The sequence below is a fragment of the Winogradskya humida genome, from assembly GCF_016862215.1.
Classification (GTDB): Bacteria; Actinomycetota; Actinomycetes; order Mycobacteriales; family Micromonosporaceae; genus Actinoplanes; species Actinoplanes humidus.
On record NZ_BOMN01000016.1, the window covers coordinates 32820 to 48808 of the forward strand.

15 protein-coding genes are annotated in these 15989 nt (G+C 69.8%); 6 read left to right on the forward strand and 9 right to left on the reverse strand.

Translation table 11 applies throughout. The features are described 5' to 3' along the window. Window positions 1-30 precede the first annotated feature (30 nt). A complete protein-coding gene (locus Ahu01nite_RS06550) occupies window positions 31-942 on the reverse strand; it encodes a 5'-3' exonuclease (RefSeq protein ID WP_239158665.1) in 912 nt (303 codons plus the stop codon). 110 nt (window positions 943-1052) lie between these two features. Between Ahu01nite_RS06550 and Ahu01nite_RS06555 the strand changes: the two genes are divergently transcribed. Together Ahu01nite_RS06555 and Ahu01nite_RS06560 are read left to right on the forward strand one after the other, a co-directional pair. After that, window positions 1053-1766 carry a DUF1775 domain-containing protein gene (locus Ahu01nite_RS06555; RefSeq protein ID WP_239158666.1) on the forward strand — a complete coding sequence of 238 codons (714 nt, stop codon included), beginning with the start codon at window positions 1053-1055 and terminating at the stop codon, window positions 1764-1766. 71 nt (window positions 1767-1837) lie between these two features. Further along, window positions 1838-3388: a glycerophosphodiester phosphodiesterase family protein gene (locus Ahu01nite_RS06560; RefSeq protein ID WP_203835502.1), complete on the forward strand. Its 1551-nt coding sequence runs from the start codon at window positions 1838-1840 to the stop codon at window positions 3386-3388. A gap of 2 nt (window positions 3389-3390) precedes the next feature. Here the strand turns inward: Ahu01nite_RS06560 and Ahu01nite_RS06565 are convergent, their stop codons facing one another. Genes Ahu01nite_RS06565 through Ahu01nite_RS06575 form a run of 3 tightly spaced genes read right to left on the reverse strand, consistent with a single transcriptional unit; the run spans window position 3391 to window position 5443 of the window. Continuing rightward, on the reverse strand, window positions 3391-4059 hold the full coding sequence (locus Ahu01nite_RS06565) for a GNAT family N-acetyltransferase (RefSeq protein WP_203835503.1): 669 nt from the start codon (window positions 4057-4059) through the stop codon (window positions 3391-3393). A gap of 13 nt (window positions 4060-4072) precedes the next feature. Then, on the reverse strand, window positions 4073-4999 hold the full coding sequence (locus Ahu01nite_RS06570) for a 2-deoxy-5-keto-D-gluconate 6-phosphate aldolase domain-containing protein (protein ID WP_203835504.1): 927 nt from the start codon (window positions 4997-4999) through the stop codon (window positions 4073-4075). Between the two features lie 12 nt (window positions 5000-5011). After that, on the reverse strand, window positions 5012-5443 hold the full coding sequence (locus Ahu01nite_RS06575) for a hypothetical protein (RefSeq protein ID WP_203835505.1): 432 nt from the start codon (window positions 5441-5443) through the stop codon (window positions 5012-5014). Window positions 5444-5524: 81 nt separating this feature from the next. On the opposite strand from Ahu01nite_RS06575, the gene Ahu01nite_RS06580 reads away from it, so the two are divergent. Continuing rightward, complete coding sequence (locus tag Ahu01nite_RS06580; protein WP_203835506.1) at window positions 5525-6133, forward strand: hypothetical protein; 609 nt, start codon at window positions 5525-5527, stop codon at window positions 6131-6133. Here Ahu01nite_RS06580 and Ahu01nite_RS06585 read toward each other — a convergent pair. Then, complete coding sequence (locus Ahu01nite_RS06585) at window positions 6111-6710, reverse strand: hypothetical protein (protein WP_239158667.1); 600 nt, start codon at window positions 6708-6710, stop codon at window positions 6111-6113. The two genes, Ahu01nite_RS06580 and Ahu01nite_RS06585, sit on opposite strands and share 23 nt — an antisense overlap. A gap of 53 nt (window positions 6711-6763) precedes the next feature. On the opposite strand from Ahu01nite_RS06585, the gene Ahu01nite_RS06590 reads away from it, so the two are divergent. Continuing rightward, window positions 6764-7627, forward strand: a complete 864-nt coding sequence (locus tag Ahu01nite_RS06590; RefSeq protein ID WP_203835508.1) for a GNAT family N-acetyltransferase — start codon at window positions 6764-6766, stop codon at window positions 7625-7627. Here Ahu01nite_RS06590 and Ahu01nite_RS06595 read toward each other — a convergent pair. From Ahu01nite_RS06595 to Ahu01nite_RS06610, 4 genes are read right to left on the reverse strand one after another with little or no spacing between them, the layout of a single operon-like run. After that, entirely contained in the window at window positions 7605-7772 is a 168-nt protein-coding gene (locus tag Ahu01nite_RS06595) for a hypothetical protein (protein ID WP_203835509.1), read from the reverse strand. The two genes, Ahu01nite_RS06590 and Ahu01nite_RS06595, sit on opposite strands and share 23 nt — an antisense overlap. 9 nt (window positions 7773-7781) lie before the next feature. Continuing rightward, window positions 7782-10418 (reverse strand): putative bifunctional diguanylate cyclase/phosphodiesterase, encoded by a 2637-nt coding sequence (locus tag Ahu01nite_RS06600; RefSeq protein ID WP_203835510.1) that lies wholly within the window; start codon window positions 10416-10418, stop codon window positions 7782-7784. Between the two features lie 28 nt (window positions 10419-10446). After that, window positions 10447-11484 (reverse strand): Gfo/Idh/MocA family oxidoreductase, encoded by a 1038-nt coding sequence (locus Ahu01nite_RS06605; RefSeq protein WP_203835511.1) that lies wholly within the window; start codon window positions 11482-11484, stop codon window positions 10447-10449. Further along, window positions 11481-12509 carry a LacI family DNA-binding transcriptional regulator gene (locus tag Ahu01nite_RS06610; protein ID WP_203835512.1) on the reverse strand — a complete coding sequence of 343 codons (1029 nt, stop codon included), beginning with the start codon at window positions 12507-12509 and terminating at the stop codon, window positions 11481-11483. Before Ahu01nite_RS06610 ends, Ahu01nite_RS06605 begins: the two co-directional genes overlap by 4 nt. A gap of 106 nt (window positions 12510-12615) precedes the next feature. Between Ahu01nite_RS06610 and Ahu01nite_RS06615 the strand changes: the two genes are divergently transcribed. Both Ahu01nite_RS06615 and Ahu01nite_RS06620 read left to right on the forward strand, forming a co-directional pair. Next, window positions 12616-14496: a glycoside hydrolase family 30 beta sandwich domain-containing protein gene (locus tag Ahu01nite_RS06615; RefSeq protein ID WP_239158668.1), complete on the forward strand. Its 1881-nt coding sequence runs from the start codon at window positions 12616-12618 to the stop codon at window positions 14494-14496. Between the two features lie 39 nt (window positions 14497-14535). Beyond that, a complete protein-coding gene (locus Ahu01nite_RS06620; RefSeq protein WP_203835513.1) occupies window positions 14536-15969 on the forward strand; it encodes an MFS transporter in 1434 nt (477 codons plus the stop codon). The last annotated feature ends 20 nt before the right edge of the window (window positions 15970-15989 follow it).

Sequence of the window (15989 nt, forward strand, 5' to 3'; positions counted from 1 at the left end):
GTCAGGCGGGAACCGGCGGGCACCCGGCGGTCAGCCGGCCATGGCGTCGACGAGGCGTTTGGCGGAGCTGGCGAGGTTCCAGCGGGCGGCCAGGGCGAGCAGGGCGTCCTCGTTCTCCGGGGCGGTGGGGAGGGTGGCGTCGAAGTCGGGCAGGGGGACGTCGAGGGCGACCTTGCAGACCGGGAGGGCGGCGGCCAGGTATTCCTTGGCGGCGAGGAGCTTGACGCGGACGCCGGGGGCGAAGCCTGAGTCCGGGTCGTCGAGGGCTGCGACGATGTCGTCGATGCCGCCGTAGCGGGCGATGAGGCGGGCGGCCGTCTTCTCGCCGACGCCCGCGACGCCGGGGAGGCCGTCGCTCGGGTCGCCGCGCATGGCGGCGAAGTCCGCGTACCAGCGGGGCGGAACGCCATATTTGGCCTCGACCGCGGCGTTGTCGCTGTCTTCGAGTTTGGCGACGCCGCGACCGCAGTAGAGCAGGCGGGTGCCGCGGGTGTCGTCGACGAGCTGGTAGAGGTCGCGGTCGCCGGAGACCACCTCGACCGGGGCGGGCTGGGTGGCCGCGAGGGTGCCGAGAACGTCGTCGGCCTCGTAGCCCTTGACGCCGAACGCGGGGATGCCGACCGCTTCGAGGACCTGCAGGAGGATCGGGACCTGTTTCTCGAGGGCGGCGGGCACCTCCTCGACGGCGCCGTGGGCGACGCGGTGCTTCTTGTAGGACGGGACGAGCGCGACCCGCCAGGCCGGGCGCCAGTCGGCGTCGAGGGCGCAGACGACGCGATCGGGGCGGCGGGTGCGGATCAGCTGGGCCAGCATGTCCATGAAACCGCGGATCGCGTTGACGGGCTCACCGGCGTCGGTGCGCCCGGCGGACTCGGGGATGCCGTGGAACGCCCGGAAGTACAGGCTCGGGGTGTCGACTGCCAGCAAGGGTCGCGAGGTCACGGGAACGACCCTAACGAAGGGGTCTGACAAAAAAGCTGAGCGCGCCGGGAACTTTCGCGGCACGGTGAACGACTGTTGGCTCGATTGTTCGTCTGCCGAAGGTGGTTCGCGTGCGTAACAGGTCCCGGTTGTCCGCTGTCGCCGTCCTCGCGGGTCTGGGGGTGCTCGCCCTGGCCGCCCCCGCCGCCGCGCACGTGGAGGTCACCGCCGACAAGGACACGGCCGGCGCGACCGACGTCACGCTGACGTTCTCCGGGGAGGCGGAGAACCCGTCCGCCGGCATCAAGAGCGAGCGGGTGGTGCTGCCCGCGGGGATCGCCCCGGCCGACGTCACGCTGGTCAAGGCACCGGCCGGCTGGACGTTCACGGCGAACGCCGACGGGTTCACGGTCGGCGGCAAGGCGCTGAAGGCCGGCACCGACGCCGAGTGGAAGGTCAAGATCGCCAAGCTGCCCGACGGCGAGACCCGGCTGTCGTTCAAGACCCTGGAAACGTACGGCGACGGCGAGGTCGCCCGGTGGATCGAGATCCAGCAGGAGGGCGAGGACGAGCCGGACAGCCCCGCTCCCCTGGTCACCCTCAAGCCGGGCCCGAAGCCGGCAGCCACCGTGAGCAGCGCCCCCGCCGCGGAGCCCAGCGCGAGCGCAGCACCGAGCGCCGCACCCAGCATCGCCCCGGCCGCGGTGACCGACCCGGTCGCGAGCACCGATGACGACGGTGGCACCTCGACGTGGTGGATCTGGCTGATCCTGGCCGCCATCATCGCCGGCCTCGGCTTCTTCCTGGGCCTGCGCCGCAAGAAGAGCACCGGGTCCGCGTCCTGAGAAGTCGCAACAGGAGCTAACTTCAGGTCGCGTTAACGCGTTGTCAGCCTTCACCCGGCACGGTTCCGGGTATGGCATCGACACGCATCATCGCCGCGGTGGTCGCGCCGGCCGTCGTCCTCGCCGCTCTCGGCGTACCGGAAGGCGCGGTCGCAGCGCGGAAGACCGTACCGGAAGGCGCGGTCGCAGCGCGGAAGAGCTTCGACCTGCAGGCCCACCGCGGGGGTATCGCCCTGCGCCCCGAGAACACCCTGGCATCGTTCGGCAACGCCCTGCGCCTCGGGGTGAGCACCCTCGAACTGGACGTCCAGATCACCAAGGACGGTGCGGCGGTCGTCACGCACGACCGCAAGGTGGACGCGAAGAAATGCGGTCCCGCGTTCGCCGGGCGGTTCATCAAGGACCTGACGCTCGCCGAGGTCCGCACGATGGACTGCGGCGGCACGCAGCTCGCCGGTTTCCCCACTCAGGTGCCGGTGCCGGGGGCGCGCATGCCGCTGCTGTCCGAGGTGTTCGACCTGGTCCACACGTACGACGCCCGCGGCGTGAAGCTGAACGTCGAAACGAAGGTCGAGGCGGGTGCTCCTCAGGAGACCGCACCGCGCGAGCAGTTCGTGCGGGTCGTCGCCGCCGAGGTGCGCAGGGCCGGGCTGCTCCGGCAGGTCACCGTGCAGAGCTTCGACTGGGGTGCGCTCATGCGGATGGGCGAGGTCGAGCCGCGGCTGCCGCTGGTCGCGCTGACCAACCGGGACTTCCTGCAGACCGGCCTGCCGGGTGCGTCGCCGTGGCTGGGCGGGCTCGACATCGACGACTTCGGCGGCGACCCGATCGCCGCGATCCGGTCGTTCGGCGCGGACGCGCTCTCCCCCGTCTACGGGTGGGCGCGAGCGGACGGCGGGTACGACCCGTATGTCACGGCGGCGATGGTCAGCGGTGCACACCGGGCGGGCATCAAGGTCGTGCCGTGGACGGTCGACGACCCGGCGGTGATGGCGGACCTGATCCGGCTCGGTGTCGACGGGCTGATCACGGACTACCCGGACCGGCTGCGTACGGTGCTGGCGGGAGCGGGGTTTGCGCTGCCCAGGGCGTACCCGTCGCCTTTTGATCTGCAGGCGGCCGGAGCGGAGGCAATCGCCGATCCGGACGTCTCCACCCTGGTGACGGACAGCACAGCGGTCTTCTCGGCAGTGCGGGCGAGCGGCCGCACCGACCTGCGCGTCGCCGTCGAACTCGGTCCGGGCGCAGCGGACCATCGCGCGCTGATCAGGGAGATCAACCGGTCCGGTCTCGCCGGGCGCGTCAGCATCCGATCGTACGACTGGCGCAAGCTCCCCGGGATCCCGACAACCGCCGTGGTCACGCAGTGCTGCCGCTTCCGCGACCTCGGCACGCTGGTGAAAGCCACCGGTGCGACCACGGTCTCCGCGAATTGGCGGGTCCACGACCTCGCCCGCCCATCGGTGAGCGTTCTGCAACGCCGCGACCACCTCAAGGTCATCCCGTGGGGTGCCGACGACGAACAGGCCCTGCAGCACGTGATCGACCTCGGCGCCGACGGGGTCGTCGCCGGCGACCGGGACCTCGCGATCCTGGTCGCCCGTCGCAACGGCCTACGCTGAGATCAGCGGGTCACCGCGACAAAATTGACCTCGGTACGCACGGTGAATCCCAGGTTCTCGTACAGCCGGATCGCCGTGGTGTTGGTGTTCGCGGCGTGCAGGAACGGGATGTCCCCGCGGCCGCGGATCTCGTCGGTGACCGCGGCGATCAGCCTGGTGGCGAGGCCCGCGCCGCGGAACTCCGGGTCCGTGCAGACGGCGCTGATCTCGGTGTAACCGGGCAGGCGCATCCGCTGCCCGGCCATCGCCACGAGCTTCCCGCCACGCCGGATCCCCAGGTACGTGCCGAGCTCGATCGTCCGCTCCCGGAACGGCCCCGGCCGGGTGCGGGCGACGAGATCCATCACCTCGGGAGCGTCGGCACCGGTCAGCACCTCGGCCTCCGCGGCGGGCGCGCCGTGGTAGCCGGCACCGACGAGCTGCAGCCCCGGAGTGAGACCTTCCGCCCCGAATCCGTCCGGTACGACCAGTCCCGGCGCGGCCAGAATCACCGTTTCGCCCTCGTCCAGCAGGGACCGCAGATCCGCCCAGGCGAGCGGGTCGGACGGGTCTTCCAGCGCGGCAAACGCGCTGATCGCGGGGTCGAAGCGCGCGCTTCTCGCGTACCTCTGGGAAAGGTTCTTCTGCGGCCCGGAGAGTGCCGCCCAGACCGGGTTGTCGAGGTTTTCCACGCCCTTGATCCTCTCAGGCCTTCCAGCGGGCCACGCAATCCAGATACCGCTGGGCGATCGCCTTCCGCGCGGCCTCGTCGTCGTGGTTCTCGTTGTGCTCGCGAATGGCGTCCTCCCAGATGCTCCGCCCGATCGCGAACCCCACGAACTCCGGCACCTCACTCGCGACCTCGAGCCAGTGGTAAAGCCGTTCCTGCGGCGCGTCCCGGCCCAGAACGATCAGATCCGCGTGCGAATCCCCCGCTTTGACCTGCCCGGCGATCAACCGCGCGGCCTCCACGGTCTCCAGCCCCTCGACCTTCCAGATCGCCGGCGCCACCCCGTGCCGCTGGTTATCGGCAATCACCCGCTCCACCAGCTCAGGCCTAAGATCCCGATCATATCGGTACGCATCCCCGCCCACGCTGTGCAACTGCGCCTCGGTCGCGGGCACCAGCAACTCATACAGCATCGGTACGCCCAGATCGCCCAGCTTCTCCGTCACATCAGCGAGCAGATCGAACTGCTGCTCCCGCGCACCGACGGGAAAGTCGGGATTGTCCCGCACCAGCACCTTCGCAAAATCCGGCCGAATCTGGTCGATGTGCTCCAGCCACTGCGAAGCCCACTGGAACGTGAACCATTCCTGCCCACTCGCCTCGATCGGCACCGCCAGCACGACGCCGTCCTCATCCCGTGGAATCTTGTCGATCACGTCCTGGCCGTACTGCTCATCGACCAGCACCCCCGCCCGGCCGGTGGGCAACTGCGCCGCAGCGACCTCGAGCCCCTCGAAGATGAGCCGCTTGGCCTGCTTGATCCCCGCCAGCTGATCGGGATCAGGCTCATCGCCCGCCACCCCGAACAGCGTCTTCCCGAACGAATCCCGGTGATCCATCGCCAGGATGAATAGCGGACCGTCACTCCCAGATTCCCACGTCATGACCACGGGGTTGCCCACGCGTGGCACCCCCTAAAGCGACTCGTACATCACATCGCTATTCCCAGAGGGCGTGATTGAACGGGCTCGGCTCGGCGTCAGATGGGCCTCGCGGGCCTCAGCAATCAGAGCATCGATCTTCTCGCCGGCCTCGGTGACCCGGACCCCGTGCTCCCCCGCCTCCTCAAGTTTGCGAACGAGGAGCCCTGATTCCAGGAACCCTGACCATGGCGTACGCAGAGCGAGCAGCGATTCAGCGGTCGACCGGAACAGCATCATCAGCGCGGGATTCGGGGAGCCCACCATGTCGAACTGCAGGCCGAACAGCTTCTGCAGACCGTCGAGCAGCTGCACGTAATACTCTTCCAGGGCGGCGTTGAAGGTTGGCGACTCCGTGTAGTAGCCGCCATATCCCCAATTCTGCGCACCCAGGTAGGCCTGAACCAGGTCACGTCGGCTGTACATCCCTCTCCTTCACGGCGTGTCTGATGACGGATCAACGACATGCTCTTGCCCGAAGCGCCACGACACGGTTAGTCCTCGTGGGTGAACTCGCTGACCCCGATCCTCGCGCTCACCGGAGTCATCGTAGGGGCCGCCCTGTCGTACTTCTTCACATTTATGGCAGAACAGCGCAGGGAGCAATGGGCCCTCGGACGCGAGTGGCGAGAACGGAAATTGCAGGCCTACGGCCAGTACGTGAGTTGTGTGAAGCGGATGCGTGACATAGCCGAGCGAATCGCCGCATCGGTTCAGCTCGACGACCACGCGCCACCGTTGCAGCGCGAAGCAGGCTTGGAGCCACTCGCGGAGGCGAACATGGCGCGAAGCTCCTCCTTCGAAACCGTCAATCTGATCGGCGGGAGCAACGTCGTGGCCGCGGGGCAGGAACTCAATCGTGCGATTTGGAGGATCGAGTGGTTCGCACGCGGACTTCTGGACGACACCGACCGGGATGGCTGGGCCAAGGCATTTGACGACTATTTCACGGCAATCAACGGATTTCACCGAGCCGCACGTGCGGATCTCGGTGTCAGCGGCGAGTTCTCGCCCCGCGCGGCGCAACCCTCCCCGAGGCTGGGCTATGAGAACGCCCGCCGGCCCGAGATAGAGGACCCTCCGACTATCCCTGTTACTGCCGACCCACCCGGTTGAGGAGGTCGGTGGCGCCGCGGAACATGTAGATGCCGTAGGCCGTCGTCGCGGTTGCTGCGCCGAGGCCGACCGCCGATGCGGTCCCGTTCGCGGATGCACCCAGGGCGATCGCCACGATGCCCGCGACCGCGACCAGGCAGGTCCACGTGGCGAGGTAGAGGTCGATGGTGCGGCGGAAGACGCGGGCCATCGGGTAGAAGTGCAAGCCGACGATGAGGGCGATGGCGGGGACGACGTAGTCGCTGTTGTTCGTTGCGTTGAGGATGAGGACGACCAGCCAGATGGCCAGGCCTTCCGCGCCGAAGATGATGCCGAATGCCTGGCCCGATCTGCTGCGGATCTTGGCGTCGTCCGCGGAGAGCTCGGCCCGGAACTGCTTGCGGGCGCGCAGGAGCCGCACGCCCTGGAAGATGAAGCACCCGACCGCGGCAACCGCCAACGTCATGATGGTCCCGGCGATCGCGGCCGGCCAGCCGGTGAAGGTGTTCGAAGCCCAGAGCAGGGTGAAGAAGCTCATCAGGAACAGGCCGGTGGCGGTGCTGGTCACGGCGATGCGGGGCGGGGCAGACGTTGTCACCTGCCGATAGTGCCACCCGCGGACGAGCGGCAAGGTCCCCTAAAATCGCGCGCATGGCTTCTTATCGATGGCGGTCTGCGACGACGGGCGATGTGCCGGCGATCCGGGACCTTGTGGCCCTGTGTGATCCGGACGGGCCGGATGCGGAGCGGATCGCCGCGGATCTGCGGCGGCCGGGGTTGCAGCTGGCGCTGGATACGCGGGTTGTCGAGGACGAGGACGGCGTGATCGTGGCGCGGGCGTGGGTGGATCGGCGGTCGGAGGCTGATGTTCATCCGGCGCATCGGGGGCGGGGGCTCGGTGGGGAGTTGCTCAGCTGGATCGAGGGGCGGGCCGTGAAGGCCGGGTCGGAGCAGGTGGCGCAGACCGTGCGGGACGAGGATGTGGCTGCCGGGGCGTTGATGGTTGCGCACGGGTTCGAGGCGATGGTGACGTCGTGGATGCTGGAGAAGGTGCTGGACGACGAGCCTGAGGCCGGCGAGATGAGCGGGATCACCGTGCGGGCCTATCGCGAGAGTGATGCGCGGGCGGCGTACGACATGGTGGAGGATGCTTTTCAGAAGTTGCAGGGGCGCAGGCTGGAGTTCGCGGAATGGGAACAGCAGACCGTGGGTCGCAGTGATTTCGCGCCGGAATTCTCGCCCGTGGCGTTCGACGGGGAGCGGATTGTCGGGGCTGTGCTGACGCTCGCGGACGGGTATGTCGAGCGGGTGGCGGTGGATCAGGCTTACCGGAGTCGCGGAATCGCCCGGCTGTTGCTGCGACGGGCGTTCCGCGATCTCCAGGAGAAGGACATCCGTTCCTGCACGTTGTGGACGCATTCAGCGCTGGGGTTGTATCAGCGGGCCGGCATGGTCGTGCGGCGCAGTGCGACCGTTTACCGCAAGGGGCTCGTCACACCTGAGCGATCGGGGTGAGCTCCTTGATGTCGGTGGTGGGGACGCGGAGGAAGACCTCGTTCTCGCGCCAGAATTCGTAGATGCCGTCCTCGAGGATGACGTCGTCCGCTTCGAGGGCCTGGGTGCCGCGCTCGTCGTTCCAGATCACGTTGTAGGTAGCCATGAGCCGAACTTACCCCGCCACGCCGGCCACGATCGACGCTGTGAGCGCGGGCACGTCGTCCGGCCAGACCGGGCGGGAGAACAGGTAGCCCTGGCCGTAGGGGCAGCCCATTCTGGCGAGCATGGCGCGCTGGTCGGCGTGCTCGATGCCCTCCGCGACGACGGTGAGGTTCAGATTGCGGGCCAGCGTGACGATCGCGTTGACGAGGGCGCGTTGCTGTTTGCTGGCGAGGATGTCGTCGATGAACGACTTGTCGATCTTCAGGACGTCGACCGGCATCTGCCGCAGGTAACTCAGGGACGAATACCCGGTGCCGAAATCGTCGATCGCTATGCGTACGCCCACCGCGCGCAACGTCTCCAGATCCGCCCACACCTGCTCGGCGTCGCGCAGCACCAGGCTCTCGGTGATCTCCAGCAGCAGCCATTCGGGGCGCGCCCCGAACTCGTCGAGTGCGGCGCGTACCCGGTCGACGAAGCCGGGCTGGCGGAACTGCCGGGCGGAGACGTTGACGCTGATGTAGCGCAGCGTGGAACCCGCGGAACGCCACTGGGCGAATTGGCGCAACGATTCGCGCAGCACCCATTCGCCGATGCCGACGATCGCGCCGTTCTCCTCGGCCAGTTCGATGAAGTGGTACGGCGAGAGCAGCCCCCGATCGGGATGCTGCCACCGCACCAGGGATTCGACGCCGACGACGATCTGCGTACGCACATCGACGATCGGCTGGTATTGCAGCACGAACTGTTCCGCGTCGACGGCCTCGTGCAGCGCGGTCCGCAGCGCGAGCCGTTCCACCATCGCGGAGTGCAGGTCGTTGCGGTACCGCTGCCAGGTGCCTTTGCCGGCGCCCTTGGCGAGGTAGAGCGCGAGGTCCGCGTGGCGCAGCAGTTCGGTGGGGCTCTTCGCGTCCTGGCTGGTGGCGACGCCGACGCTGGCCGCACCGCTGACGATGTGGGTGCCGCCGAGGCCGTCGCTGAGCTCGACCGGGACGGCCAGCGCGGCCACGATGCGGTCGGCGACGGCGTCACCGTCGGCGGAGGCGATCAGGGCGGCGAACTCGTCGCCGCCCATGCGCGCGGCGGTGTTGTGCACGCCGATGGCCTGGGTGATGCGCTGACCGACGGCGATCAGGAGCTGGTCGCCGATCGCGTGCCCAAGGGTGTCGTTGACCTCCTTGAAGTCGTCCAGGTCGACGAAGAGCACGCCGAGGTCGTGGCCGCCCAGGGCGGCCACGGCGTACGCGTGGTCGAGCCTGTTGCGGAACAGCACCCGGTTGGCCAGCCCCGTGAGCCCGTCGTGGAAGGCCTGGTGGGCGAGGTCGTTCTCGAGGCGGCGGCGGTCGGTGACGTCGCGGATCGTGAGGACGAGGCCCGCCACGGTGTGGTCGGCGCGCAGGTCACGGATGCCGCACTCGACCTGCAGCGGGCGGCGGTCGGCGGTGATCGCGGTGAGGTCGAGACCGTCGGTGTCCGTACGCCCGGCGCGCGCGAGGGTCAGCGCGTCGCTCAGCGCCGGGCGGTGGGTATCGGCGATGAACTCGTCGAGCGACGAGCCGGTGAGGTCGGGGTGGCCGAGCAGGGCGGCTGCGGACGGGCTCGCGTACCGGACGCGGTCGTCGTCCCCGACGATCAGGATGACGTCGGACGCGCTCTGGATCAGGGTCCGGAAGTAGGCCTCGCCGTCGCGACGGCTGATCTCGGAGGCCAGCGCGATCCGGTCGGTGAGCAGCCCGCCGACCCGTGCCATGACCAGCAGGAACATCAGCGCGGAGCCGGCGGCGATGACCGGGGCGTCGACGACGCCGCCGGTGAGGTGCTCGGCGAGCAGCACCGCCGGGGCGATCAGGGACGCGGCGGTCAGGGACGCGAGCCGGCGGCCACCGGTGGGCATGGTCGTGGCGATGTGCCGGGCGTCCTCGGTGAGCGTGACCATCGAGGGGTGCAGGGCGGCGAGCCCTGCCGCGGCGTAGAACACGACCCAGCCGAGGTCGATCGGGCCGCCGACCGCCCAGTCGCTGTCGAGGCGGGCGAGGCCGTAGATGATGTCCGAGACGAGGACGCCGAGGATGCTGACCGACAGCAGTTGCAGGGCGACGGGTTTGCGCCCGGGGGTGGCGAGCAGGCGCATGAGGATGGCGAGGGCCAGCACGTCGCCGAGCGGATAGGCGACCGACACGGCCTTCTCGAGCACGCTCAGGTCGGTGTCGCGGGTGTACGGCGCGATCAGGTACACCCAGGAGAGCAGCCCGAGGCTGACCGTGGGCACCAGCGCGTCGAGCAGCGCGGCCCGGTTGCGGTCACCGGCCCGGGTGCGGATGAACAGCACCAGCCCGACCGCGAGCAGCGGGTAGACCAGCAGGTACAGCACGTCGGACCAGTCCGGGAACGGCGGCACGATGCCGAGTGCGGTCTTGACGTAGTACACCGTGTCGCCGGAGACGAAGACCGCCAGCGCCAGCGCGATCAGATACCAGGGAAGCCGCCGGGCGGGCCGGTTCCTCATGGCGCCGGCCACGACCGCCGCGGCGCTGGAGAAGCCGATCGCACCCCACGAGTAGACGTGGGAAGCGGGCCACGCGTAATAAACGACGCAAAGTGCCACGATCCACGCGACAAAGCACGCGCGCACCCGCTGGGACGTCATGTACGTCACATCGGCGGGAACGCCCGATTTATGAGCCCCAGCTCTCGGCCGTCGTCGTGACGGTCCGGTCGGTCTCGGCGGACTCCTGCATGGCGAGCGCGATCAGGTGATCCTGGGCGCCCTCTGCCAGGGGGTACGGCGGCGGGCCCTCGCCGCGAACCCAGGCCGCAGTCGCGTCCAGCAGGGTCGCGATGGCGATCTCCTCGTCGCTCCAGCGCCGCCCCGGGTAGGGGTTGCGGTAGAGCACGTCGCCGCCGAGCGTGATGGTGTCCGTGTCGAACCCGTCGAGGTCCAGGTCGTAGCCCGTCTGCCGGCGCACCAGCGGGGTACGCACGACCGTGCGCGGCGCCGTGAGCCGTACGACCTCGTCGTCGCGCAGCTCGCCGTGGCTGCCGCGGACCAGGAGCCGCCGGAAGCGCAGCTGGTTGTGCCACTGGTTGTCCGTGAAGTCGTAGAGCCCGGAGAGCCCGCCGCCGAAGTCGAGCGTGGCGATCATCGTCCCGGCCGGCTGCGGGTCGGCGTCACCGGTCCATCCGTCGCGGGTCAGCGGGTTCACCAGCGGGGCGGTGGTCGACGTCGCCCGCACGGCGACCGGGCCGTGACCGGCACCGAGCAGCCCGCGGATCATCGCGACCGCGTGGTAGAGGTGCGTCGACGAGACCTGCACCTGGGACGGCGTACCGATGAGACCTGCCCGGACCGCGGCCTGCCGGGCGGCGTGCGCGGGCATCAGTAGATACTGCTCCGCCACCTGGACCAGCCCGGACTCCCCCACGGCCGTCCAGAGCTCCCGCAGCGCGGGGGCGTCCTTGGCGGGCGGGGTCTCGGCGAGCACGGGCAGACCCCGCCCGACCGCCTCGGTGATCACACCCGGGTTGGCCTCCCAGGACACCGCGCTGACCACGAAGTCGGCGTCGACCTCGGCCAGGCTGCCGAAGGCGGGGACCGGCAGGTCACGCGGGGTGCGCACGACGGCGCCCACGCAGTCGACGCCGTCGAGGCCTTCGGCGATCCGCCAGAACATCTGCGAACGCCATCCGGCGCCCACCGTCACGAACGTGGTCACGGCCGCACCCTACCCGTCGAGCCCCGCACGACGAGCTCGGTGGCCAGCTCGACGTGCAGGGCCTCCTGGTCGTGCCGCTGCATCGCGCGGTCGAGCAGCGACACGGCCATCCGGCCCAGCTCCGCGAGGGGCTGGCGCACGGTGGTGAGCATGGGGCTGGTGGCCCGGCTGAGGTCGATGTCGTCAAAACCCGCAACCGAGAGATCGTCGGGTACGCGCAGAGCACGCTCGGCAGCAGCCTGAAGTGCACCGACGGCGGTCTTGTCGTTGAACCCGACGATCGCAGTCGGCGGATCGGCCAGGGCCAGCAGCTCGGCGGCCGCCTGCCGCCCCTGCTCGACGGTCGGCTCGACGTGCCGGACCAGGGCCGGGTCGGGCAGCACACCGGCCGCGGCGAGCGCCGTGTGGTGTCCGGCGAGGCGGGCGTCGCTGGCCATCCACTCGTCGGGCCCGGCCACCACCCCGATCCGGCGGTGCCCGAGGGCGGTGAGATGGGCGGTGAGGCTGCGAGCCCCGGCGGCGTGCGCGGCGGAGACGGCGAGGGTGTCGCGCGGCGGCGGCTCCCGGGGGTCGGCGACCACGAACGGGAACTGGCGCCGGCGCAGCGCGGCCAGCTCCTCGGCGGGTTCGGGGGGCAGGATCAGCACGGCTCCGGCGACCCCCGCGCGGGTGGGCAGCCGGCTGAGCACCGGGGTGCGTTGCGCGGCCTCGCCGGCGCTGAGCAGCATCGCGCGCCCGTGCAGGTCGAGCGTCTCGGCGATGGACGACACGATCAGCCCGAAATAGTCGGTGAGCACGTACGGACAGCGCACGAACACCGCCCCGGCCGCCGGGCGGGCAGGTCCGCGGGGGCGGGGGCCGGTGCCACCGAGCTCGGCCAGCGCCTGCTCGACCACCTCGCGGGTGTGCTGGGCGACGTTGCCGCGCCCGTTGAGCACCCGGGAGACCGTCGCAATCGACACGCCCGTGGCGGCGGCGACGTCCCGCACCGTGCCGCCGCGCCTTGTTTCATCGCTCTGTTTCATGGTTGCCCTCCTGCCGCTCTTCGCAAGTGTTGACAGTTTGGTTTCCGCATTGTTTCCTGTCGATAGAAACGCCGCTGGCGTGTTTCATTTGTTACAGGAGGCGGTTGTGCGGATTCTGCTTGCCGCAGTGCTGGCTTTCAGCCCTTTGCCCGGTTTCCATCCATCTTCCGCACGCGCCGACGTGCGGGTCTGGGTCACGACTCCCGACCGCGCCGAGGAGCTGCACGAGCGTGCACCGCTCGCGTTCGGTAAAGGCACGAGTGACCTGACGACGATCACCATCGACCCGAGCGTGAGCTACCAGAGCATGGACGGGTTCGGCGCCTCGCTGACCGATTCCGCCGCCGCCGTGCTCTACCGGCTCGACCCGGCGAAACGGGACGCAGCGCTGCGATCGCTGTTCGACTCGCGGCAGGGCATCGGGGTCAGCTTCCTGCGCCAGCCGGTCGGCTCCTCGGACTTCACCGCCACCGCCACGCACTACAGCTATGACGACGTGCCCGCCGGCCAGACCGATTACGCCCTGCGGCACTTCAGCATCGCCCACGACGAGGCCCAGATCCTGCCGCTGCTGCGTCGCGCGCGCCAGCTCAACCCCCAACTGACCGTCATGGGTACGCCGTGGAGCCCGCCCGCCTGGATGAAGACCAGCGGTTCCCTCATCGGCGGCCACCTCAAGGACGACCCGGCGGTGTACGACGCCTACGCGCGGTACCTGGTCAAGTACGTGCAGGCGTACGCGAGGGCCGGCGTACCGATCGACTACCTGACCGTGCAGAACGAACCGCAGAACCGGCACGACGGCGGGTACCCGGGCACCGCGCTGCCCGTACCCCAGGAAGCGAAGGTCATCTCCGCGCTCGGCCCGCTGCTGCGCAAGGCGTCCCCGCGCACGAAGATCCTCGGGTACGACCACAACTGGACCACGCACCCCGGCGACGTCGCGACCACCCCCGCCGGCGAGGACCCCGAGACCGACTACCCGTACCGGCTGCTCGCGTCGCCGGCGGGCAAGTGGCTCGCCGGGACCGCGTACCACTGCTATTCGGGTGACCCGAGCGCCCAGACCGCGCTGCACCAGGCCTTTCCCGCCAAGGGCATCTGGTTCACCGAATGCTCGGGCTCGCACGGACCCGACGACACCCCCGCGGACATCTTCCGGGGCACGCTGACCTGGCACGCGCGAACCCTCGCGATCGGCACCACGCGCAACTGGGCAAAATCGGTCGTGAACTGGAACATCGCCCTGGACAGCACCGGCGGCCCGCACCTCGGCGGCTGCGACACGTGCACCGGCCTGCTCACCCTGCAACCCGACGGCACCGTCACCCGCGACGCCGAGTACTACACGATCGGCCACCTGTCGAAGTTCGTGAAACCTGGCGCCGTACGCATCGCCAGCACGTCGTTCGGCACCACCGGCTGGAACGGCCAGCTGATGGACGTCGCCTTCCGCAACCCCGACGGTTCCACGGCCCTGATCGTGCACAACGAGAACGACGCACCACGCAGTTTCACCGTCGCCGTCGGTGCCCGCTCGTTCGAATACTCCCTGCCCGGCGGCGCGCTCGCGACGTTCACCTGGCCCCGCGGCGCCTTCCCCGTCCCCCACCAGGTCACCACCGAGCCCACCGCGACCGCCTCGTCACCCGGCGCGCAGGACGCGGTCGACGCCGACGCCGCCACCCGGTGGTCCAGCCAGGCTCCGCAGGCGCCCGGCCAATACCTGCAAGCCGATTTGGGTACGCCCACCACGTACGCGAAAATCGCCATCGACAGCGGCGACAACCTCGGCGACTACGCCCGCGCGTTCACCCTGACCGCGAGCAACGACGGCATCCACTGGCGCACCCTGGCCACCGGCACGGGCACCGGCCAGCTCACCACCGTGACCGTCGGCACCACCCGCTCCCGCTACCTGCGCGTCACCAGCACCGGATCCAGCAGCAGTTGGTGGAGCATCGCCGACCTCCGGCTGTACCGGTAGTCACTGTTTTGGAGCAGGCCACCTGGGCACTCCCCGGCGGTGACAAACCGTTGGAAGGCGATGACCGTCGCCCTGGTGGCCGGCTTCATGACACTGCTCGACGTCAGCATCGTCAACGTCGCCCTCCCCTCGATCCGCGACGACCTCGGCCTCAGCTCCGGCGGCCTGCAGTGGGTCCTGTCCGGCTACGCGCTGACATTCGGCCTCCTGCTCGTCCCGGCCGGCCGCTACGGCGACGCCCGCGGCCGCCGCGACGTCTTCATCGCCGGCCTCGCGGTCTTCGTCCTGGCCAGCGCCGCCGCCGGCCTCGCCACCGGCGCCCTCTGGCTGATCATCGCCCGCCTCGTCCAGGGCGCGGCAGCCGGCGTGGTCAGCCCCCAGGTCTCCGGCCTCATCCAGCAACTCTTCGAACCCGAGGAACGCGGCCGCCCGTTCGGCCTCTTCGGCGCCACCGTCGGCATCTCCTCCGCGGTCGGCCCCCTGCTCGGCGGCCTGCTCATCCAGCTTCTCGGCGCCTCCCAGGGCTGGCGCTGGATTTTCTTCATCAACGTTCCCATCGGCGTCGTCGCCATCATCCTCGGCCGACGCTGGATCCCCGCCGCCCCCGCCCGCGACTCCACCCCCGGCAGCCTCGACCCCGCCGGCGTCGGACTGCTCGGCCTGGGCGTACTCCTGCTGCTGTTGCCCCTCGTCGAAGAGCGCGAGTGGCACGGCCCGGCCAAATGGCTGCTCACCGTGGCCTCGGCGGTCGTCCTCGCCGGCTTCGTAGCCTGGGAACGCCGCTTCGAACGCCGCGGCGGCACCCCGGTGATCGACCTGAGCCTGTTCAAGGTCCGCTCGTACGGGCTGGGCGCCCTCATCGGCGCGTTCTACTTCGCCGGCTTCACCACGATCTTCTTCATCTACACCCTGTACCTGCAGAGCGGCCTGCACTACTCCGCCCTGCTCGCCGGCCTGTCCCTGACCCCGTTCGCCGTAGGCTCAGCCGTCTCAGCGGGCCTCGGCGGCCGCGTCGTCAACCGCTACGGCCACCACCTCGTGGTCACCGGCCTGAGCCTGGTCACCATCGGCCTGCTCGCCACCCTCGTGGCGCTCCACTTCGTCCCGGGCCACCACGCCGGCTGGGCGGCAGCCCTCCCCCTGCTGGTCGCAGGCATCGGCAGCGGCCTGGTCATCAGCCCCAACCAGACCCTCACCCTCTCCGAGGTCCCGGTCGGTCGCGCCGGCAGCGCAGGCGCCGTCCTGCAGACCGGCCAGCGAATCGGCACAGCCCTGGGCATCGCCGTCGTCGGCGCGGTCTTCTTCAACCGCCTGGCCTCCAACGGCGGCAGCTGGTCCCTCGCCCTCCGAACAGCCCTGCTGGTCACCCTCGCCTTCGTCCTCATCGCCCTGACCGCCGCCGTCACCGACGTCCTGACCACCCGCAAATCCCGCGACGCCCCTTCGCCCACCCTGCAAGAATCCCGCCCGTGACGACCCCGCCCGGCCTGCAA

Excerpts from the sequence above, each read along its gene's own strand:
- Ahu01nite_RS06560 (WP_203835502.1), top strand. The coding sequence starts at position 1,838 with ATGGCATCGACACGCATCATCGCCGCGGTGGTCGCGCCGGCCGTCGTC.
- Ahu01nite_RS06575 (WP_203835505.1), bottom strand. The coding sequence starts at position 5,443 with ATGTACAGCCGACGTGACCTGGTTCAGGCCTACCTGGGTGCGCAGAAT.
- Ahu01nite_RS06590 (WP_203835508.1), top strand. The coding sequence starts at position 6,764 with ATGGCTTCTTATCGATGGCGGTCTGCGACGACGGGCGATGTGCCGGCG.
- Ahu01nite_RS06595 (WP_203835509.1), bottom strand. The coding sequence starts at position 7,772 with ATGGCTACCTACAACGTGATCTGGAACGACGAGCGCGGCACCCAGGCC.
- Ahu01nite_RS06600 (WP_203835510.1), bottom strand. The coding sequence starts at position 10,418 with ATGACGTCCCAGCGGGTGCGCGCGTGCTTTGTCGCGTGGATCGTGGCA.
- Ahu01nite_RS06610 (WP_203835512.1), bottom strand. The coding sequence starts at position 12,509 with ATGAAACAGAGCGATGAAACAAGGCGCGGCGGCACGGTGCGGGACGTC.